This window comes from Raineya orbicola (assembly GCF_002843425.1).
Taxonomy (GTDB): Bacteria; Bacteroidota; Bacteroidia; order Cytophagales; family Thermonemataceae; genus Raineya; species Raineya orbicola.
The window spans coordinates 17,361-37,001 of sequence record NZ_NKXO01000015.1 but is presented as its reverse complement, the minus strand read 5'-3'; the positions used below and the strand labels follow the sequence as shown (position 1 = coordinate 37,001).

The following is a 19,641-nucleotide window of genomic DNA, read 5'->3' as shown; positions in this document are numbered from 1 at the left end:
AAAAATTTTAAGTAAAGAACCATACAAAGATTAACGCTTGCTGAACTGGAAGCGACGACGAGCTTTTCTTCTACCGTATTTTTTACGCTCTACCATACGAGGGTCGCGAGTGAGATAGCCTTCTTTTTTCAAAACAGCACGGTATTCGGGGTTGTATTCTACGAGTGCCCGAGCAATTGCCAAACGCAAAGCCTCTGCTTGTCCTGAAACGCCACCACCATCTAAATTGGCTTTGATATCAAACTTTCCGAGTTCGCCTACGAGTGCAAGCGGCTGATGAATGATAGTCTGTAAAACTTCTGTCAGAAAATAATCTTTGTAATCTTTGCCATTTACACTGATATTGCCGTTTCCGCTTTTCATATAAATACGAGCTACGGCTGTTTTTCTTCTTCCGATTGTGTTGATAACTTCCATACCAGATTAGAATTGTAAAGTGATAGGTTTAGGTTGTTGGGCTTGATGAGGATGCTCACTGCCAGCGTAAGCATACAAGTTGTTGAACAATTTTCTACCCAAGCGATTGCGGGGTAGCATACCTTTTACTGCCATTTCTACCAAGCGAGCCCCCGAAAACTTTTCTTTCACTTCACGAGGAGTGCGTACTCTTTGCCCACCAGGATAACCCGTATGGCGGATATATTCCTTATCCGTCCATTTCTTGCCTGTAAGGCGAATTTTGTCGCAGTTGATAACAATTACGTTATCTCCACAATCTACGTGAGGCGTGTAACTGGTTTTGTGTTTACCTCGGAGGATGCTTGCTATTTGGCTCGCCAGACGACCAAGGACGGCAGAGTCAGCATCCACGATGACCCATTCTTTTTGCACCGTACCTTTGTTAGCCGAAATAGTCTTGTAACTTAAAGAATCCATTTTGACTTTGGTTTTTATGTAAAAAACAAAAACTTACCCGTTTTCAAAAACGGAACGCAAAGGTATGAGATTTTTTCTTTTTTAGCAAATATTTTTCGTAATTTTTTGAGAATAAGAAATAGATGTTTTTAGGATTGTAATTTTTTATTTATTCTTCGTAAAAAAACGTGATTGATAGATAGGATTAAAAACACCACCCCCAACCCCTCCTCATTGAGGAGGGGAGTTTTAAGTCCTAAAAATCAAATTTTTGGAATATCCCAACGTCCCTCCTTCCCAAGGAGGGGATTAAGGGGTGGTTTATCAAGTACAATTCAAAAATATTTCGGAAATCTTTTTTAATCTTAAACAACCTCAATTACAAAAACTATTCCTCAAAGATTTTTTCTAGCTCAATTTGTAAATCGGGGAAGAGTTGGCAGGGGATAGAGCCATCAACGAAAATACCTTTGAGTTCGTATTTGCCTTTATCATTGAGTACGTACTGATGAATAAACTCCTCGTAAGGCACAACAATCCAATATTCTTTTACACCTGCTTCCTCATAGAGTTCATATTTGATTTTCATTTCTTTTTTGGAGTTTCCTTTGGAAAGGATTTCAATGATAAGGTCAGGGGCACCGAGGCAACCTCTTTCGTCTAATTTTTCTTTATCACATACCACACACAAATCAGGCTGAACAACGGTGTAAATTTCTTTATTGGCTTTTTTGGATTTTTTCTTGTCAAATAATCGTACATCAAAGGGGGCAATAAGCAAATTACAACATAAATCATTTTTTTGTAGGTATTCTCGCATATAAAAATACAGATTTCCTGCCACTTTTTGATGCTTCATACTTGGAGCAGGGGACATTTTGAAAATTTTACCTTTGATAAGTTCCAAACGTTCCTCAAATTGCCAGAGGAGATAATCGGCGTATGAGTAGGTTTGGTTCAAATCCAGAGTATTAAAATCGGTAACTCTTGCCATAATTTTTGTGTTTATTCTTCAAAAATTTTTTCTAAATCAACTTGTAAATCGGGGAAGAGTTGGCAGGGGATAGAGCCATCAACGAAAATACCTTTGAGTTCGTATTTGCCTTTATCATTGAGTACGTACTGATGAATAAACTCCTCGTAAGGCACAACAATCCAATATTCTTTTACACCTGCTTCCTCATAGAGTTCATATTTGATTTTCATTTCTTTTTTGGAATTTCCTTTGGAAAGGATTTCAATGATAAGGTCGGGGGCACCGAGGCAACCTCTTTCGTCTAATTTTTCTTTATCGCACACCACACACAAATCAGGCTGAACGACGGTGTAGATGTCTTTATTTGCTTTTTTTGATTTTTTCCTATCAAACAAACGCACATCAAAGGGGGCAAAAAAAACTTGACAAGTTTTCTTTCGTAAATAGTTGCCAAAAATGAGGTGTAGATTTCCTGCTACTTTTTGATGCTTAAAATTCGGAGCAGGGGACATTCTGAAAATTTTGCCTTTGATAAGTTCCAAACGTTCCTCAAATTGCCAGAGGAGATAATCGGCATAAGAATAGGTTTGGTTCAAATCCAGAGTATTAAAATCGGTAACTCTTGCCATAATTTTTTGTGTTTATTCTTCAAAAATTTTTTCTAGCTCAACTTGCAAATCGGGGAAGAGTTGGCAGGGGATAGAGCCATCAACGAAAATACCTTTGAGTTCGTATTTGCCTTTATCATTGAGTACGTACAGATGAATAAACTCCTCGTAAGGCACAACAATCCAATATTCTTTTACACCTGCTTCCTCATAGAGTTCATATTTGATTTTCATTTCTTTTTTGGAATTTCCTTTGGAAAGGATTTCAATGATAAGGTCAGGGGCACCGAGGCAACCTCTTTCGTCTAATTTTTCTTTATCGCACACCACACACAAATCAGGCTGAACGACGGTGTAGATGTCTTTATTTGCTTTTTTTGATTTTTTCCTATCAAACAAACGCACATCAAAAGGGGCAGAAAATAGCTCACAAGATTTCCCTAATAAGAAACTACCGAAATAAGTATGCAAACGACTTGCTACTTTTTGATGTTTCATACTTGGAGCAGGGGACATTCTGAAAATTTTACCTTTGATAAGTTCCAAACGTTCCTCAAATTGCCAGAGTAGGTAATCGGCGTATGAGTAGGTTTGGTTCAAGTCCAGAGTATTGAAATCGGTGATTTTGGTCATAAGTGATTTTTTTTCCAAATATAACATTTTTTGTGAAATTTGCGTTTAGGGATACTGAAAAACGGATAAAATTCTTGTTGTAACAAAGATTTTTGAAAAAAATTTTTTTATTCTTTCAGAATGTTTTATCTTTGTGCCTCAAATTTTTTCTTAAACCTGTGAAACATAATTAGTTATATTAAACACATACCAAAATGACAAAAGCAGAAGTAGTTGCAGAAATCGTTGAAAAAACAGGCGTAGAACGCATTGTGGTACAAGCTGTGGTGGAGCAGTTTTGCAATGTGGTAAAAACCAATATGACCAAAGGTGAAAATATTTATATCAGAGGCTTTGGTTCTTTTATCAATAAAAAGAGAGCGAAAAAAACTGCTCGTAACATTTCTAAAAACACGGCTATTATTATTGATGCTCACTATGTACCAGCTTTCAAACCTGCCAAAACTTTTGCGGCAGAAGTAAAAAAGAATGTTACAGATAAAAATGTGAAGCAAACCAAAAAGCGTAAAAAGAAATAGTAGCTTATGCTGAAATGGCAAGGGTTTCTGATAGCAGGGGCGGGAGTGTTAGTAGCTACTTTTTTTTTCTTGCCCAAAGTAGTGGTAAAAAATCCTTCGGGAGAGCTAACAGAGCGTTCATTGCTTGAAAAAGACAAAGCAATGCCTGAAAAAGAACACGCTACTACTCTTTCAGAAAGCGACAGGAAAAACCTTGCATATTTCAAAAATCAGTGGCTTAAAGCAGACAACTTGCAAGCAAAATTTCAATGGTCGGATTCTCTTGCTAAAATTTACAAGAAATCTAATCAATGGGACAGCGTTGCTTTTTATAGCGAAAAAGTGGCTGAGCAATTCAATGAGAAAACTGCTTGGTTGAAATCAGCCGAAAGCTATTTTGAAGCATTTTCCTTTGCTTTGGACACTGCTAAAACCCGTAAGTTAGCCGAGAAAAGCCTAAAATCTTACGAAAAAGTACTGGGCTTTGAACCCGAAAATCTACTTGCTCAAACTAAAATGGGTGTTTTGTATAAAACACTCAACCCGCAAGCTCCTATGAAGGGCATACAAATGGTTTCGGCAGTAGTAAAAAAAGACCCCAACAACGAGCTTGCCTTGTTTTATTTAGGCACTTTTTACGCCGAAAGAGGAGCATTGCAAGAGGCAATAGAACGTTTTGAAAAAGTTGTTGCCTTAAATCCTAAAAATCCTGATGCTTGGATTTATTTGGCTCAATGTTATGAGGATACGCAAAAACCTACAAAAGCCAAAGAAGCCTTGCAAAAAGTTTTGAATTTAGATGTTCCTGCGGAAATTAAGCAAGAAATTCAAAAGAAAATACAAAGTTTGTGAAAATAAATAGCTTACAAACGCTTTGAATTCATTTGTTCAACTCATAAAAATTTTACAATTATGCCTTGCGGAAGAAAAAGAAAAAGACACAAAATCGCTACACACAAACGCAAAAAACGTCTCAGAAAAAACAGACACAAAAAGAAGTAGGAGGTTTATGATTTGGAGTTGAAGCCTTTGTTGTTATCAACTTCAAATCTTTTACTTTCAAGACGTGAAAGTGATGTTTTGTTTATTGTTACACTAAAAAATTGTACTACTTTGAGCAACGAACTGATTATCAATGCGAACACGGAAGAAGTTCGCATTGCTCTCTTGCGTGAAAAGCAGATAGTAGAGTATCACGTAGAGCAGAAGGGCAATCAGTTTGCAGTAGGCGACATTTACTTGGGGGTAATCAAGAAATTAGTACCGGGTATGAATGCCGCTTTCGTAGATGTAGGTTACGAAAAAGACGGCTTTCTGCACTATTTAGACTTAGGTCCTAATATTCGCTCGCTTATCAAATACACCAAAGAAGTAATTGCTAAAAGACAGCAATCGGCATTTCTGAAAGGTTTCAGCCTTGAACCTGAAACCGACAAAATGGGCAAAATTGAGGAAGTTTTGCAGAAAAATACGCCTATTTTGGTACAGATAGCCAAAGAACCTATATCCAGCAAAGGTCCAAGGCTTTCTTGTGAGCTTTCATTAGCAGGGAGGTATTTGGTACTGGTGCCTTTTGGCGATTCGGTGAGTATATCCAAAAAAATTGTAAGTCGTGAGGAGCGTCAGCGATTAGCTCGTTTGGTAAGTTCAGTAAAACCCGAAAACTTTGGTGTTATTATTCGCACCGTTGCTGAAAATGTAGATTTAGCGGAAATTGAAGCAGATTTACAAAATCTACTCGCAAAGTGGAAAGAAGGTTTTGAGAACTTACGAAATGCTTTACCTCGCCAAAAAATAATTGGCGAAGTAGGACGCGTTTCAGCGATTCTCAGAGATATGCTCAATGATAATTTTGATAACATTGTTGTTGATGATAAGCTCCTTTTTGATGAAATCAAAGGGTATATCAAGCAAATTGCTCCCAAGCAAGAAAAAATTGTACGTCTGCATAATGGTAAAGGAAAAATCTTTGAGGTTTTAGGCATAGAACGCCAACTCAAAGGGCTTTTCGGTAAAAATGTGCCTTTACCCAGTGGAGGCTATTTGGTGATTGAGCATACCGAAGCCTTGCACGTGATAGATGTAAATAGTGGTAGTAAATCTACTTCCGAAGAAAATCAGGAAGCCACTGCCCTGAATGTTAATTTGGAGGCGGCTTTGGAAATTGCTCGGCAGTTGCGTATGCGTGATATGGGCGGCATTGTGATTGTGGATTTCATTGATATGAAAAAAGCCGAAAACAAAAGGCTGGTGTATCAAAAAATGAAAGAAGCAATGGCAGACGACCGAGCCAAGCATACGATTTTGCCACTATCGCGTTTTGGAATTATGCAGATTACGCGTCAGCGGGTACGCCCCGAAGTGAATGTCGCTACATTAGAAGATTGTCCTGCCTGCCGAGGTACAGGAAAAATTGGTGCCAGCATCGTAATTTCTGATGTCATTGAGCAAAATTTAATTTACCTCATTGAAAAGAACAATGAAAAAGGTATTCGGCTTGTATTACACCCTTATCTTGCGGCTTTTTTTACCAAAGGGGGCTTACTCTCCAAACGTTGGAAATGGTTTTTCCGTTATGGCAGATGGGTGAAAATTACAACTGATAGCTCACTGGGCATCAATGAGTTTTATTTCAAAAACAAACAAGACGAAAACATTGAAATTTAAGTTTGAGGGCTTTACAGCGGTAAAGCCCTCATTTATTTTGAAGTCTTTGTTACAAACTCCTTTAAGTAATAAGGCTCAAAATAAAACAAGTTTTCAAATTCTTTTCTTTGGAATTTTTCCCAAGCTAGTTTCCCCATACTTTTTGCCAAAGGATAAAAATTTTCTAAAAAAATAGCGTTAGGGTGTGAGATTACTTTTTTGCATTTTTCTGCTCCATTGCCGAAAAATACTATTTGATGACTGCTTAAATGCTGTTCAAAGGTGTTTTTTTCTACTACAATTGCCGAAGTTGGTAGTAAGATTTCCTTCTTACTACTCATCAGAAGGCAATATACTTCCATACGGCGGGCATCTATCATAGGGCAAAAGAGGGTAGAGGTAGGGAAAAAATCCACGACTTGCTCTACCATAGCCTCTAATGAGCCTATGGCAATGAGCGGTTTTTGCAAAGCATAACATAACCCTTTGGCGGTAGCCACGCCTATACGCAAACCCGTATAAGAGCCAGGACCTTTGGAAACAGCTACAGCAGAAAGTTCTGTGAGTGGGCATTTGCTTTGCTTACAAATTTCTTGAATGAGCAAGGTCAGTTCTTCGTTATGTGATTTTTCTGTATGTAATTCGTAAGAGGCAATGAGTTTGCCTTCTTGGTGCAGAGCTACCGAGCAGGTAGGTGTAGCGGTTTCTATACTTAAAATCATTCTAAAAAAATTTTGTAAATGTACGTACTTTTTATTATTTTTGCTCATTAAGCATATTTTTGATATTTTAGAAAAATCGGAACAAAGAAAACTCATAACTTCAAATTTTATACTTCTAAACTTTAATTTTTTTTACAATTTTTTTCACTTTTTTTTGGTTACCTTTGAAAACTTAAATGTATAAATAGATACAAGCTAAAAACAATGACAGATATGAGAACCCTTCATTCTTACAATTCCAAACTCTTTTCCACGCCCTTCGGAAAGCCTTTTGGTGTGGTAATGCTATGTGTGTTACTATTATTTCAAGGAAAGGCTTGGGGGCAATTGAATGTAAATGCCACTAATACGCCTTTTACTATTAATTTCTCTACGTCAGTAACAGGTGTAAATAACGGGGCGTTTAATCCTTTTGCTGCACCGGGAGGTACAGTATCTGAAGCTACACCTTCAGCAGGAAAGTTAGATGCAGACGCATGGCATTTTATCAATGACGGAGCGTTAATTACCTCAAACTCTTCTTTTGGCACTTCTCAAACAGGAGGTAGAAATGCGCCTTTTGCTACTGCACCCGGAGCTTCTGCCAATAATGCCACAGGGGCAGGTTGGTATGGGTTTAATATAGGAGGAACTAATCCAGCTTTGGGGTGGCAGCCTGATGGAGCTTTTGCAACAGATGGGGCTGTTACATTACGATTGCAAAATAATACTGGGGCAACCATTACAACTCTTGATGTTTTTTATAATGTTTATGAAATAAATAATTCTAACAACTCTAATACTGTTCGCTTTTTTCATTCCAATAGTGCTACTTCTTGGGGAGCGGCAAATGAAATAGCCGCGATGCAAGTAACCTCTGTTAATGCAGAGCCTGCCGCTACTATCAACGTTACGGGTACATCAGTTGCCGCTGGTGGGGTGGTTACTATCACACACGCATCAGGAGCTAATTCTGCTATTAATAACAATGACATAGTTTTCTTAAATAATAGTGTTATGAATGCTCAGTTACGAAGAGTTTCAGGGTATGTAACAGGAACAACACTTACTACTACTACTATCCAGATAGACCCTGCAGTAGGGGCGGCAGTAGTTTCTGACGGTGCAGGAGGGCAATTTACCGTTGCCCCTGTAATTGTACATACCAGAAGAGTAAGCTTAAACGTATCAATACCCAACGGCTCTTTTTACTTTTTACGTTGGTATTTAGGGGGTACAGGAGCAGATGAAATGGCTTTGGATAACATCATCATTACGGCAAATCCAGTGGGGCTTCAACTAACCAATTCAGGGGTATCTACTATTATAGATTTTGATAATACGCTTGCAAATGTAAATAACGGTACATTTACAGCACCTGCTAATATATCTGTTGTTACGCCTGCTGCAGGAGAGTTAGATGCAAGTTCTTGGGATTTTGTGAATGATGGTGCCTCTGCCGCACCCGGAGGAGCATCAGGTTTTGGAATTACAGCCACAGGAGGGCAAGGAGTATCAACAGGGGGGGTATCTACTGCGGGTTGGTATGGGTTTGATGTACCTGATCCTACTTCCCTAAATCCTTCTGCTACTACCCGAACACTCGGTTGGCAATCTGATGACCCTTTTGCCACTGCTGGTATGGTTACCTTGCGAATGTTTAATGCTACTGGGTCTAATCTATTAGATTTCAGAATATCTTTTACTATATGGGAAAACAATAATACCAATGCTTCAAATAGAGTTAGGGTGTACATTTCAAATGATAACACTACTTACACTCTAACCAGTGTTACGCATACTTCGGTAGCCGCTAGTGCTGCTACGGGCTGGCAGGGCACTCTTTATACTTTTACAGCACGTACTCATATACCAGCTCTGACGGTTGCTCCGGGGGCACCTTTCTTTTTGCGTTTTTACATAGACCACGCCAGTGGTACAGGGCAAGGAGACGAGATGGCAATTGATGATATTACTATTATACCTTCCTCCAATGCACTTACTTCTATAAACCCTAACCGTGACATTGTATGGGCTTATGATGGCTTTGATTATTACAACACTGTCAATAATGTTACTGACATAGACAACGACGGAGTTAGTGATAGTCCTTTCAAAGGAGTAAATACCGTCTTTGCAGATTTTGGCTCCGTACCAATCAATTTGCATCAAATTATGACTTCTGATGGCTTATCAGCCAGATATAGAAGAACCAATGGCTACGCCAGTTTAGGTTGGGCGGGTGATTGGCTCTCTTCTTCCCCTCATTCTGATATTGTTGTAACAAGAGGTAAAGATGCCGTAGGTAGTCCTGCTAAACCTACTATTCCCATTACGAGTGCCTCACAGCAAAGAAGCATTGTAAATTCGGGTATGTATGTAGAAGGTGGTAACAATAGAACTATAGGTAGAAGGCTTCAGACAAGTACAGGGGGGTACGCCTTTCAATACACAGCTACCAGTACCACAAGCTATCAGCCTTGTACCTCTATCAATGCTGATTGCCCCGCTATTAGCCCACTTAGGCATAATAATGACGTAAGATGTATTACACATATTCGTACTACGGATAATCAGGTTGCAGGAGACCACGTTTATTGGTCTCATACCAACAATGTACGTTTTGGTGCAGAAGGCTCAACAGTATGGGTAGGGGTGATGCTTCGCAAAAACCATAACAATGCAGATCCTGTTTTCATTTCTTTACATAGAAACACAAATGTTTATGATGTAGGTTCAGGTACAAACGAAATACAGATTGGCTATTTTGGTGGTACCAATGCCGATGGTACAGATTCAGATGGATTTAGACATTGGGGCGTAAGAGTGAATGGCGTGCTAACCAAAGGAACAGATGTTAATTCTCGTATCACTACCGCCCAAATGATTAACGGAAGTATAACTGGACAACCTGCCGCAGGCACTCCCGAAGAGCGTGTTTTTGATTTATTAGTGGCAAGAATAGATTTTGCACAAGGAACCGCTGCAACCGCTGCCAACATCGGTACACTTAAAGGGGGGTTTGATAATACCTATGCCTCTAATCACAGAGTTCAGTTGTGGGTAATCAGAGATATTGCTCGTGATAATGTCTCACCGAATGCTGATGCTTATCCACCTGTACCTAATCCGGCTGGTTACTCTACAGACCAAGGTGCCATATTAGATTATTTGGCTGATAATATTTTAGATTCTGATGGTTTTGGCGGAGATGATTTTGTTCAATTTAGAAGCGTAGATGTTACGATTCCCTCAACAGTAGATATTTCTTTCCATTCCGTAGGTTATTTCCCCGGTGCTCAGCCTAATGCCAGTGCAATGGATGAATTTAGAATAGGCGGAAGTTTTAATCAAGCCGCCTTGAATTCGCCTGTGGTGAGTTTGATACGTGGTTTATGTAGTGCCAATGGTGGTACGCTTGGCTTACAGGCATATGAGGGAGGAAGCTTTGGTTCGGCAACTTGTATGGATCAGAATGGAGTTGTAAATACAGGCTTGCCCGGGTGCCTTGGCACTACTACAAGCACAGCCACCAACCTTACACAAGAAAGATATGACCCTGCCAGCACAGATATTTGGGGTAGTGCTGTACCAGAAAGCACCTTAGATGGCTTGTGGGATCTGGCTGCTAGTGGGCATCCTTCTTATGGAACAACCGGTAATAATGCTGTGATTAGAGCAGGTGGGGGTACTAATCTTTATTCGGGTGGTCCAAAAATTAATTCACTTAGCAGTGGGGCTTATAACTATCAACTTAATACGGGTAGCGGTCCAAACGATAACAATTATCTGCTTGGTACCCAAAGCCGTCATAGCTTCGGACCCGCGTGGATTCCTTTCTACGACAACAGCCCTCATAGAAATGGCTACTTAATGAGTATCAATGCCTCTTATGCAAGAAGTAAGTTTTTTGACCAAACTATATCAGGTCTTTGTGCTGATACGCAATATGAGTTCTCTATTGATATCATAAATGTTTTGCGTAGAACCAGAGTGATTACTAACTCGGCACCATATGCCATTGACCCATCTCTAACTTGGAGCTATGAAGGGGTAGCAGGTGCTGAAATGGTTGCAACGGATATATGCGACCCTCAATATGAACCGGGTTGCCAGCAAATGAGCCGTCCGGGTAGTAGTGGGACATTTATAGGGTTGGGTTCAGTTACTCTCAATGGAACAGGACCTTTGGGTACTACAAGTGGTTTAGGGGGAACAAACAGAAAGTACTCATTAAATCCCGAAGTTGAATTCGCCTTAAATGACGTTCCTATTTATACTGTGCCTGTTTCTATCCCTAATGATGGGCAGTGGCATAGAGTAGGGCTTACTTTTGTAACCAAAGCTAATTTTGCCCAAGCACTCAATCTTTCTGTAAAAAACCTTGCACCTGGTGGTATGGGGAACGACCTTGCAATAGATAACATTAGCTTCCGCCCTTGCGGTTCTACTTCTACATTATTCGACCAGTCTACCGTTTGTGATGATGGCTCTGGCGACCCTGATGCGGGTAATGTATGGTTGCAAATCAATAAAGCAGGACTAAGTTTTGCAAATGCAAGGGTAAGATTTCAGAAATGGACACCATATCCTACTCCTATAAATCATCTGGTTACGGGTGTAAGCAATGCCGCCAATGCCGTGATAACGCTACCTGATGGACCAGCTCCTGAAGATGGTGATGGTACCCAAAGAATACCAATAGGGGCTGTTGTTGCTTTGTACGATTTGGAAGGTATGGGGATACTTAATGGAACACAGGCTACTGTATTGTCTAAAACATCTAATACCATTACAACAGACTTAAATACATCTGCTTCCCCAGCTTATCCGACAAACGTGGGGGTATTGAGATTGGTAGCTCTCCCTGATGCCTTAATTACTAATATTACATATACAAATCCTACCATAACCATAACATTAACAGGTGGGGGCGATGCTATTCCCATCGGAACACAGGTTACTTTCAGTGGAGTAGCAGGGCTGATAAGTATCAATGGGGTTTCTGGTCAAGTTATATCTACCTCTCCAACAACTTTAATCGTACAGGTTGCGACAGTACCAGCACCCGGTGAGGTTTTCAATGATGCAGGTGGTACTGAGCTTATAGAGCTTATGCACGCCAGTGATGATCTAGATAATGATGCGATTCCTGATGAAAATGAGTGGGTAGATATTACTTTTAACCCTTACAATGGAGTAAATTACTCATCAGTAGGCGTAACTAATTTCCCAGCGTTTTATCAAAGTAGCTTTATGCCTGCAACGCCCGTAGCCTTACCACGTGCTATTACGCAATTCAATGTATTTTACCCTAATGGTACTTACATTAGAGCTATGTTCGCAGGGAACGAGGCTAATCTTACAGATGTATCTGGCAAATGTAGATTTATTGCGAATGGTTTTGAGATAAATTGTAATATTTTGCCAGCTATAGGTGGTAGGCTCAAAGCAAGAAATACCGCAGATGGCATAGAACTAAAATGGAATGCCTATCAAGAAAGAGCAGGAGTTAAATATATTTTGGAACGCTCTTATGATGGACAAAACTTTATAGAAATAGCAGACTACTCTGCTCTGGGCAGACCTGAATATAAACATTTAGATAGGGCTCCTTTTGTTGGTAAAAACTACTATCGTGTAAAAATTGTAGAAACCAACAGTTCTTTCTATTACACCAACATTGCCACTGCCGACTGGAGTGAGGGTAATATGATTACCATATACCCCAACCCTGCCAATGATAATGTGAATATAGTGTTTTCTGATGACTTTGCGGCGGAAAATAAAGTGCAAATCAAAGTAATCACTACTATGGGTAGCGAAGTAAAGAATAGAACTTATGAACTTCAAGCAGGTACTCGTACATTAGCAATTCCTACTGCGGACATATCTAATGGATTGTATCTACTTGAAATTCAGATTGGTACAGAAAAAATTGTTCATAAATTGGTTATCAAACATTAAAATTTATGAAAAAGATTCTATGTTTAGTTGTGGCAATGGGGTTTCTTAATCTCATTGCCACAAGGGCTCAAACCGTAAATTTCTTGCCTAGTAATACTTATACTGCAACTGTTCCTAAAGGTCCAGGCTCTTACTACTTTCAAGTGAGTACAACTACGAGTTGTGCTCTTGGAGGTACAGTGGCAAATGATAATTGTCCATTCAGATTAGCTGTTAGTAGTTTTCCCTGTCCAAGTAGCCAGCTTATTATGGATTGGGAGCCAGTCAGTTTTACTCCTTTTATGAGTGGCTTGCCAACACCGCAAATAGAGCATCCAATTGGATTTGCGGCAACTGATACCCCGCCTTGTACAGGTTTTACAATATGTAGAACTGCTAACTTTTACTACTACGGACCGGGTATCTATCAATTTCGCTTGTGTGTAAGATGTCCTGCAATGTCAGCCCCTGGTATTTGTAATACCATTACTTTCACTGTAAATCCCCCGGTGAATACACTTCCTTCGGTTACATTAGAGGATATATTGGAACTGACACTCCCGATAAGCAATACAGAGCGTTTAGATGCTACCATAAGTGATCCTGCTGATGCTCTATCAGTACAATGGTCGCAGGCTGGGGCAAATCCTATGGCGATTACATTGCCTCCTAATTTCAATATCCCTCCGGGTACTCCTTCTACTATCTCTCAATTAGATGTTTCACAAATTACCAAACCCGGCACATATTCTTATTCTGTAACTGCTCAGGACAACTACATTCCCCCGGGAGTTGGTACTGCAACGGAAACTTTTATAGTCAAACCTGCCCCGAGTAGTTTGGGTATTACGATTACACCACCGGGCGTAGCCCCCGACCCCAATGTGCTTTATACCCCTGTCAATAATGTACCTCTCAATTCTCAAATAACGGGTATCAATGTGTATAATGATAGGGTTCGGTATCAGTGGTCGCAGATAGCAGGACCAACTGCTATTGCTCTACCACCTGCCGCTTACACGGCAAACATCAACGATGTTCCTGTAAGTAGCTCTACTTTCAATGTCCCGCCACTTAATTTGAATGCTCTGGCTTATGGTATTTATACGTTAAGGCTAACCGTAGAAGATGAATACTATGCAGGTAGTACCATTACGCAAGATATTACTTTTGAGGTAAAACCTCCTCAAAGCAACCTTGATGTAACCGTAAACCCTGCAAGCGAAACCACCATAGACCCTTACAATAATTTCACATTCAGTGGTGAGGTAACGGGCATTAACCCTAATAGTGATGTAATCATTACCTATTGGCGTGCTGAAAACGGCAATCCCGCCAGTATTGCTTTACCTCATACAATGGCTTCGCCTAATGCCATTCCATTGAATACAACCACTTTTAGCCAATCGGTAACGATGAACCAACGCATTACCGAAGGAACGTATGAGTTTTGGTTTGTAGCAAAAGATATTTTCTACAATGTCGGCGATTCGGCAAAAGTAAAAATTATCGTAAAACCGGGAGAAAGTACCTTTGCCTTAACTATTGAGCCAACTCCTGAAAAACGCGTAATAAAGACTCCCGAAGGTTTTATTTTTAATGAAGGTGAAAATCCGCAAAATACGCCTTTTAGCGTGAAGGGCAGGGTTACAGGCATTAGCGATAAAACCGATTATGTGCGTACCTATTGGCGTATGCAATATGAACCCGAACTGCCTGACCAAGAAGAGCAACTACAGCCTACGCTACCTCATACGGCAAGTGCTATGAAAAACATAGATTTAGGCGTAACAAGTGATGAAAGCGAAATAGTGTTTAATTTGGGTAATTGTTCAGCAGGAACTTATACTTTACACTTTGTGGCTCGTGATGTATTCTATAACACTGCCGATTCGGTTTCAACAAAAATTATTGTTACCAAACCTGTTAGTATAGAACCTTCTGTGACTTTTACCCCCAATGGCGATGGGCAAAATGATATTTGGTTTGTGAAAAACATAGAGAGTTTTCCTTTTGTAGGGGTGAAAATCATCAATGAACGAGGAGAGCTGATTTTTGAAACCGATTCGTTTTCTCGTTTGCCTGAAAGAGGCTGGGACGGCAGACGCAAAGATGGCAAACTTGCCACCGAAGGGGCATACTACTATCAGTTTTACGATACACGCGACCAAAAGATATTCAATGTAGGTTCATTTGTGCTATTGAGATAAGCATTGAGGGCTTCACCAAAAGTGTGAAGCCCTTGCTTTTCGCACTACTTTTCAGCTACAAAAAATAAATCCAAAGCCTTTTCGGTGTTTTCTGTAAGAAAATAATCGGTATAGTCAATTTCTTTTGCCAAAGCATTGGGATTTTTCAGCAGGCGGTTTCGATTGATACGATTGAGCAGGTTGTAAGGCGTTTGTAAAATCCAACGGGGTAAGCGATGTTCTAAGTTCAAAATATCCCACTTTTTCCACTTAGCTACGGCTTTGCGGTTCTCCTCGTGGTAGCGTTCTACTTTTTCATTTCCCCAAACTCCCTGCTTTTTTATTTTTTCAAAAGAAATATGTAACAATTTTTCTAAATCCTCTGCTGTATATTCGCGTATATGCCAAGGATTACGCGTAAGTGATTGTTTGATATTGGGCGTGGAAAGAATAAGTTTGCCCTGTGGTTTTAAGACCCTATAAATTTCTTGAACAAGCAGTTTATCATTAGAGATATGCTCTATTACCTGAAAGCAAAGCACATAATCAAAGCTATCATCTTCTAAACTATCCAAAGGAGGTATGTAATGCGTAATGAATCTGTGTTGGGGATATTTGGCTTGCAAGTGTTCAATGAGTTGCTCGTTTTTATCCAAAGCAGTGTAACTATCGCATTTAGGAAAGATAACTTCCAAACCTCTGCCCAAGCCACAACCAATTTCTAAAACATTACCATTTACCATTTGCGAAGCCACCCAATAAGCAAAAAAAAGCCTTTGATGTATAGGATTATCAGAAATAATTGTGTTTGAGGTAATTTCGGTAGAGGAAAACATATTTTTCAAAAAATAAATACTCTTGTTTTTAGTAAAAGCCTTATTTTTCTTTTTTCAACATTTTTTCACGTTCTAAATAAAACTCGTTTCGTTCCTGTTGTATTTTTTTAAGCTCGTTATGATACCACGAAACATCTTGTATTATTACAAAATAAAATTGCTCTCCATATTGCTCAAAAAAACGAATAATACAGCGAAATTGCATCAATTTATCGTATAATTCTGTTTCAATGAAATTGATACTCACTTCCTGAATATCCACAGAGAGTAAATGTTCTAAAAATGGGAAAAGCGTATAAACTGATTGCCCGTAGCTATCTTCCAAATTTACAAAAGAATTATTGCTATGCAAAATTCGGGCATTCACGTCCAAAAGCATTGCCAGATGTGTATCTCTTGCAAAAAGGCAGTGGGCTTGTTCAAAAATATCTTGATAGTTGATTTTCATTCTTTCAAGCTCTTAAACTTGTGCAAATTCAAATTTTTTTTCCAATCATAGCTTCGGCAAGGGCTAAAAAGGCATTTTCAACGTTTTCACCTGTTTTGGCACTGCAAAGAAAATCATAACTTACAGGCAGTTGTTTGAGCTGTTCAGGACTGATTAAGTCCGCTTTATTAGCAATTTTGAGAATAGGCACATTGGGCAAAATTTTTTGTACATACTCAATATCGGCTTGCATTTGCTCATAAGTAGAAGGACGAGTTACATCAAATACGTACAGAATACCATTTGAGCCTAGATAGTACGATGTATTTACACGCGTTTGCGTAACCTCGCCTGCAATATCCCAAATCATCAAATTTACAATATCTTCGCCGATTTCTACCACCTTTTTATCAATTTTTACACCCAAAGTGGTTAGATACTCTTCTGAAAATTTTTGATATACAAAGCGTTTGGTAAGAGAGGTTTTACCAACGCCAAAATTTCCAATTAAAATGACTTTTTTGCTGTACGTTTTTCCTGTATTCATTGATTTTTTGAGCAATTAGGTTATAGTGTGGAAAGTCTTCAATATGTTTTTTAAGCAAGCTATTCAAATCGGTTTGTTGGATTTCCTCATCAGAACGCTGGCTCAAATGTTTTTCATAAAAAAGTTGCATATAACTTTGCAGACGCTCCTCAAAACTCTTATCTACCACTCCTGAAACAACAGCAACTAAATAAAAGCGTACCGCACTATACACAAACATTTTGAGATTGCCATATTCCAGCATTTCTAAATCGGCTTTATTGCCAAAAGCATCATTGACAAAAGATTTGATAGCCGTAAGCATACCTGCTACCATATCGTCATCAACTACGTCTGTTTGGCTATAATGTGCTTGCAAAATACCTGAATTTTGCCAAATTACAAAAAACTCTTGAATAGTAGCTTGCGAGGCTTGTGCTAAAAGTATCTCCTCTTGCTTTATACCAAAAAGGCTCAAAAACTCTCTGCGAAACGCTTGCCACGAGAAGCTATTATCAATTTGTTTGTTGATATTTTCATTAAGTTTTTCTAATTCTGTTTTGATGAATTTCTGTACCAGTTTGCCAATGATAGGGTAGAGGGCATCAATCATTTCGGGTTGCGATTCGCGAATTTCTCGCTTAATTGCCGTGCTGATATTATTGAGCTTACCAACTTCATTTTTTACTTTTTCAATTTTTTCCTCTAAAATAGGTTCAAGTTTGTGTAAAATTTTCTCTTCCTCCTTCGGTAAACTCTCTTTGATACTACGAATTTCTTGGGAAATTTTTTCCTGTACTTGCAAATTTTGTTTTTGCAAGATTTCCTCAAACATATCAAAGAAAACATTTACCTTTTCAAATGCGTCATTCATTAGTAAAATGGTTTGAGAGCCTTTTGAACCTTGAACTTATTTTTATCGTTTCATTCTGCAAATATTTGTATTTTTGGCGAAAAAAACAAAGTAATGCGAGTTTTTATTCTTTTGGGAAGCAATGAAGGAAATAGAGTATTTTTTCTGAAAGAGGCGATACGAAAATTGGAAAACTTGGGAAAAATCCTTAAAATTTCTTCCATTTACGAAACCAAACCTTGGGGTAATTTAGAGCAAGCTAATTTCTTGAATTGTGTTCTTGAAATGCAAACTACGCTTTCTGCCGAAAATTTGCTTACAGAAATTTTAAGTATTGAAAAATCTTTGGGCAGGGAGCGAAAAACAAAATGGCAGGCTCGTACCATTGATATTGATATTTTGTATTTTGGAAATTTAATTATTCAAAGTGAAAATTTGCAAATACCGCATCCCTTTTTACATCAAAGGCGTTTTACCTTAGTACCACTCGTAGAAATAGCTTCTGATTTTCTGCATCCTGTTTTTCAAAAAAACAATCAAGAACTTCTTCAGGAATGTTCTGATATGCTTGAAGTTTGGCTCTATGAATTTGAAAAACCTAAGCTATGATTGAAACAAACTTATATTCTGAAATACTACGCAAAGACCAAGCCTATATTTGGCATCCTTTTACGCCTCTTGTGGGGAGCGAACCTCCTTTACCCATTGTAAAAGCGGAAGGGGCGTATCTTTACACCGAAGATGGACAAAAAATTTTAGATGCTATTGCTTCTTGGTGGGTGAATCTACACGGGCACAGCCACCCTCACATTGCAAAAGCAATTTTTGAGCAGGCTCAAAAATTAGAACACGTGATTTTTGCAGGTTTCACACACGAACCTGCGGTAAAACTTGCAGAACGTTTGCTGGCTATTTTACCTTCCAACCAAAGTAAAGTATTTTTTTCTGATAACGGAAGCACAGCCTGTGAAGTAGCCATTAAAATGGCTTTGCAATATTGGTACAATTTAGGTGAGGCACAGCGAACGGAAATCATTGCTTTGCAAGGGGCTTATCACGGGGATACTTTCGGCGGAATGTCTGTCGCTGAACGAAATTTATTTAATAAACCATTTTTAGAAAAACTTTTTGATGTTCATTTTTTGCCTTTTCCTGCTTGTTATGAAGTAGCTTGTTGTGCAGGGAAACGAAATAATATTCAGTGTTTTTCAGCAAGGGCTACCATTCAAAAAATGCAAGAACTTGCTGAAACAGGCAAAATAGCGGCTTTTATGTATGAACCTTTGGTGCAAGGAGCCGCAGGTATGCGTATGTATAGCCCTGAAATTTTAAATGAACTTTTGCGTATAGCTCAGAAATATGAAATTCTTTGTATTGCCGATGAAGTAATGACAGGCTTTGGTAGAACAGGCAAACTTTTCGCTTCTGAATACTGCTCACATCAGCCTGATATTATGTGTCTTTCCAAAGGTATCACAGGTGGGGTAATGCCTTTGGGGGTTACTACTTGCACAGAAAAGGTAATATCGGCGTTTCGTTCTGCAGAAAAAACAAAAACTTTTTACCACGGACATTCCTACACCGCCAATCCATTGGCTTGTGCGGCGGCTAATGCCAGTTTAGATTTGCTTTTGCAAAAGGAAACTTTACAGAAAATTCATCAAATTACAGAAATGCACACATCTTTTGAGGCTCAAATTCGCTCACAAAAGCGTTTTGCCAAAGTACAAATTTTGGGTACTATTCTTGCTATTGAGCTTAAAAGCCTAGAGGAAACAAACTATTTCAATAATATGGCAAAAGACATATACAAATATTTTTTGGCTAAAAATATTTTACTACGTCCTTTGGGAAATGTTTTATACGTGATGCCTCCTTATTGCATTGAAAAAGAGGAGTTGGAGTGGATTTACAGAGAAATAAATGATTTTTTGCAGTTATAGCCTCT

General features: G+C 38.9%; 17 protein-coding genes. 7 read left to right on the top strand and 10 right to left on the bottom strand.

Annotated elements, in window-relative coordinates:
• Nucleotides 1-30: 30 nt before the first annotated feature.
• The 5 genes from rpsI to Rain11_RS05850 all read right to left on the bottom strand — a co-directional run bounded on the left by rpsI (nt 31) and on the right by Rain11_RS05850 (nt 3,072).
• Nucleotides 31-417 (bottom strand): 30S ribosomal protein S9, encoded by a 387-nt coding sequence (gene rpsI, locus Rain11_RS05870; protein ID WP_101358414.1) that lies wholly within the window; start codon nt 415-417, stop codon nt 31-33.
• 6 nt (nt 418-423) lie between these two features.
• Entirely contained in the window at nt 424-876 is a 453-nt protein-coding gene (rplM, locus tag Rain11_RS05865) for a 50S ribosomal protein L13 (RefSeq protein ID WP_101358413.1), read from the bottom strand.
• Between the two features lie 367 nt (nt 877-1,243).
• A complete protein-coding gene (locus Rain11_RS05860) occupies nt 1,244-1,849 on the bottom strand; it encodes a Uma2 family endonuclease (protein WP_101358412.1) in 606 nt (201 codons plus the stop codon).
• Between the two features lie 11 nt (nt 1,850-1,860).
• Complete coding sequence (locus Rain11_RS05855) at nt 1,861-2,460, bottom strand: Uma2 family endonuclease (protein WP_101358411.1); 600 nt, start codon at nt 2,458-2,460, stop codon at nt 1,861-1,863.
• Between the two features lie 12 nt (nt 2,461-2,472).
• On the bottom strand, nt 2,473-3,072 hold the full coding sequence (locus Rain11_RS05850) for a Uma2 family endonuclease (RefSeq protein WP_101358448.1): 600 nt from the start codon (nt 3,070-3,072) through the stop codon (nt 2,473-2,475).
• 194 nt (nt 3,073-3,266) lie between these two features.
• Between Rain11_RS05850 and Rain11_RS05845 the strand changes: the two genes are divergently transcribed.
• The 3 genes from Rain11_RS05845 to Rain11_RS05835 all read left to right on the top strand — a co-directional run bounded on the left by Rain11_RS05845 (nt 3,267) and on the right by Rain11_RS05835 (nt 6,236).
• On the top strand, nt 3,267-3,590 hold the full coding sequence (locus Rain11_RS05845) for an HU family DNA-binding protein (protein WP_101358410.1): 324 nt from the start codon (nt 3,267-3,269) through the stop codon (nt 3,588-3,590).
• A gap of 6 nt (nt 3,591-3,596) precedes the next feature.
• Complete coding sequence (locus Rain11_RS05840) at nt 3,597-4,421, top strand: tetratricopeptide repeat protein (protein WP_101358409.1); 825 nt, start codon at nt 3,597-3,599, stop codon at nt 4,419-4,421.
• Nucleotides 4,422-4,682: 261 nt separating this feature from the next.
• On the top strand, nt 4,683-6,236 hold the full coding sequence (locus Rain11_RS05835; protein WP_101358447.1) for an Rne/Rng family ribonuclease: 1,554 nt from the start codon (nt 4,683-4,685) through the stop codon (nt 6,234-6,236).
• A 32-nt stretch (nt 6,237-6,268) separates the two neighbouring features.
• Here the strand turns inward: Rain11_RS05835 and tsaB are convergent, their stop codons facing one another.
• Nucleotides 6,269-6,937, bottom strand: coding sequence for a tRNA (adenosine(37)-N6)-threonylcarbamoyltransferase complex dimerization subunit type 1 TsaB (gene tsaB / locus Rain11_RS05830; RefSeq protein WP_101358446.1), 669 nt, complete (start codon nt 6,935-6,937; stop codon nt 6,269-6,271).
• Nucleotides 6,938-7,150: 213 nt separating this feature from the next.
• Here tsaB and Rain11_RS05825 point away from each other — a divergent pair, with 213 nt between their 5' ends.
• Together Rain11_RS05825 and Rain11_RS05820 are read left to right on the top strand one after the other, a co-directional pair.
• Nucleotides 7,151-12,883, top strand: a complete 5,733-nt coding sequence (locus Rain11_RS05825; protein WP_165778084.1) for a T9SS type A sorting domain-containing protein — start codon at nt 7,151-7,153, stop codon at nt 12,881-12,883.
• 5 nt (nt 12,884-12,888) lie between these two features.
• Complete coding sequence (locus tag Rain11_RS05820; RefSeq protein ID WP_101358407.1) at nt 12,889-15,072, top strand: T9SS type B sorting domain-containing protein; 2,184 nt, start codon at nt 12,889-12,891, stop codon at nt 15,070-15,072.
• Nucleotides 15,073-15,116: 44 nt separating this feature from the next.
• Here the strand turns inward: Rain11_RS05820 and Rain11_RS05815 are convergent, their stop codons facing one another.
• Genes Rain11_RS05815 through Rain11_RS05800 form a run of 4 tightly spaced genes read right to left on the bottom strand, consistent with a single transcriptional unit; the run spans nt 15,117 to nt 17,714 of the window.
• Nucleotides 15,117-15,887 carry a class I SAM-dependent methyltransferase gene (locus Rain11_RS05815; RefSeq protein WP_101358406.1) on the bottom strand — a complete coding sequence of 257 codons (771 nt, stop codon included), beginning with the start codon at nt 15,885-15,887 and terminating at the stop codon, nt 15,117-15,119.
• A 40-nt stretch (nt 15,888-15,927) separates the two neighbouring features.
• Nucleotides 15,928-16,335, bottom strand: coding sequence for a hypothetical protein (locus Rain11_RS05810; protein WP_101358405.1), 408 nt, complete (start codon nt 16,333-16,335; stop codon nt 15,928-15,930).
• 28 nt (nt 16,336-16,363) lie between these two features.
• Nucleotides 16,364-16,861: a Rab family GTPase gene (locus Rain11_RS05805; protein WP_101358404.1), complete on the bottom strand. Its 498-nt coding sequence runs from the start codon at nt 16,859-16,861 to the stop codon at nt 16,364-16,366.
• The gene (locus tag Rain11_RS05800) at nt 16,800-17,714 is read right to left on the bottom strand and encodes a hypothetical protein (RefSeq protein WP_101358403.1); all 915 of its coding nucleotides are present in this window, start codon (nt 17,712-17,714) and stop codon (nt 16,800-16,802) included. The genes Rain11_RS05805 and Rain11_RS05800 overlap by 62 nt, the downstream gene beginning before the upstream one ends.
• Nucleotides 17,715-17,807: 93 nt before the next feature.
• On the opposite strand from Rain11_RS05800, the gene folK reads away from it, so the two are divergent.
• Nucleotides 17,808-18,302, top strand: coding sequence for a 2-amino-4-hydroxy-6-hydroxymethyldihydropteridine diphosphokinase (gene folK, locus Rain11_RS05795; protein ID WP_101358402.1), 495 nt, complete (start codon nt 17,808-17,810; stop codon nt 18,300-18,302).
• Nucleotides 18,299-19,636, top strand: a complete 1,338-nt coding sequence (gene bioA / locus Rain11_RS05790; protein WP_101358401.1) for an adenosylmethionine--8-amino-7-oxononanoate transaminase — start codon at nt 18,299-18,301, stop codon at nt 19,634-19,636. Before folK ends, bioA begins: the two co-directional genes overlap by 4 nt.
• The last annotated feature ends 5 nt before the right edge of the window (nt 19,637-19,641 follow it).

What these genes read in the sequence shown, in the direction of transcription:
- rpsI (WP_101358414.1), bottom strand. Translation starts at nt 417, where the DNA reads ATGGAAGTTATCAACACAATCGGAAGAAGAAAAACAGCCGTAGCTCGT.
- rplM (WP_101358413.1), bottom strand. Translation starts at nt 876, where the DNA reads ATGGATTCTTTAAGTTACAAGACTATTTCGGCTAACAAAGGTACGGTG.
- Rain11_RS05860 (WP_101358412.1), bottom strand. Translation starts at nt 1,849, where the DNA reads ATGGCAAGAGTTACCGATTTTAATACTCTGGATTTGAACCAAACCTAC.
- Rain11_RS05855 (WP_101358411.1), bottom strand. Translation starts at nt 2,460, where the DNA reads ATGGCAAGAGTTACCGATTTTAATACTCTGGATTTGAACCAAACCTAT.
- Rain11_RS05850 (WP_101358448.1), bottom strand. Translation starts at nt 3,072, where the DNA reads ATGACCAAAATCACCGATTTCAATACTCTGGACTTGAACCAAACCTAC.
- Rain11_RS05845 (WP_101358410.1), top strand. Translation starts at nt 3,267, where the DNA reads ATGACAAAAGCAGAAGTAGTTGCAGAAATCGTTGAAAAAACAGGCGTA.
- Rain11_RS05840 (WP_101358409.1), top strand. Translation starts at nt 3,597, where the DNA reads ATGCTGAAATGGCAAGGGTTTCTGATAGCAGGGGCGGGAGTGTTAGTA.
- tsaB (WP_101358446.1), bottom strand. Translation starts at nt 6,937, where the DNA reads ATGATTTTAAGTATAGAAACCGCTACACCTACCTGCTCGGTAGCTCTG.
- Rain11_RS05825 (WP_165778084.1), top strand. Translation starts at nt 7,151, where the DNA reads ATGAGAACCCTTCATTCTTACAATTCCAAACTCTTTTCCACGCCCTTC.
- Rain11_RS05820 (WP_101358407.1), top strand. Translation starts at nt 12,889, where the DNA reads ATGAAAAAGATTCTATGTTTAGTTGTGGCAATGGGGTTTCTTAATCTC.
- Rain11_RS05815 (WP_101358406.1), bottom strand. Translation starts at nt 15,887, where the DNA reads ATGTTTTCCTCTACCGAAATTACCTCAAACACAATTATTTCTGATAAT.
- Rain11_RS05810 (WP_101358405.1), bottom strand. Translation starts at nt 16,335, where the DNA reads ATGAAAATCAACTATCAAGATATTTTTGAACAAGCCCACTGCCTTTTT.
- Rain11_RS05805 (WP_101358404.1), bottom strand. Translation starts at nt 16,861, where the DNA reads ATGAATACAGGAAAAACGTACAGCAAAAAAGTCATTTTAATTGGAAAT.
- Rain11_RS05800 (WP_101358403.1), bottom strand. Translation starts at nt 17,714, where the DNA reads ATGAATGACGCATTTGAAAAGGTAAATGTTTTCTTTGATATGTTTGAG.
- folK (WP_101358402.1), top strand. Translation starts at nt 17,808, where the DNA reads ATGCGAGTTTTTATTCTTTTGGGAAGCAATGAAGGAAATAGAGTATTT.
- bioA (WP_101358401.1), top strand. Translation starts at nt 18,299, where the DNA reads ATGATTGAAACAAACTTATATTCTGAAATACTACGCAAAGACCAAGCC.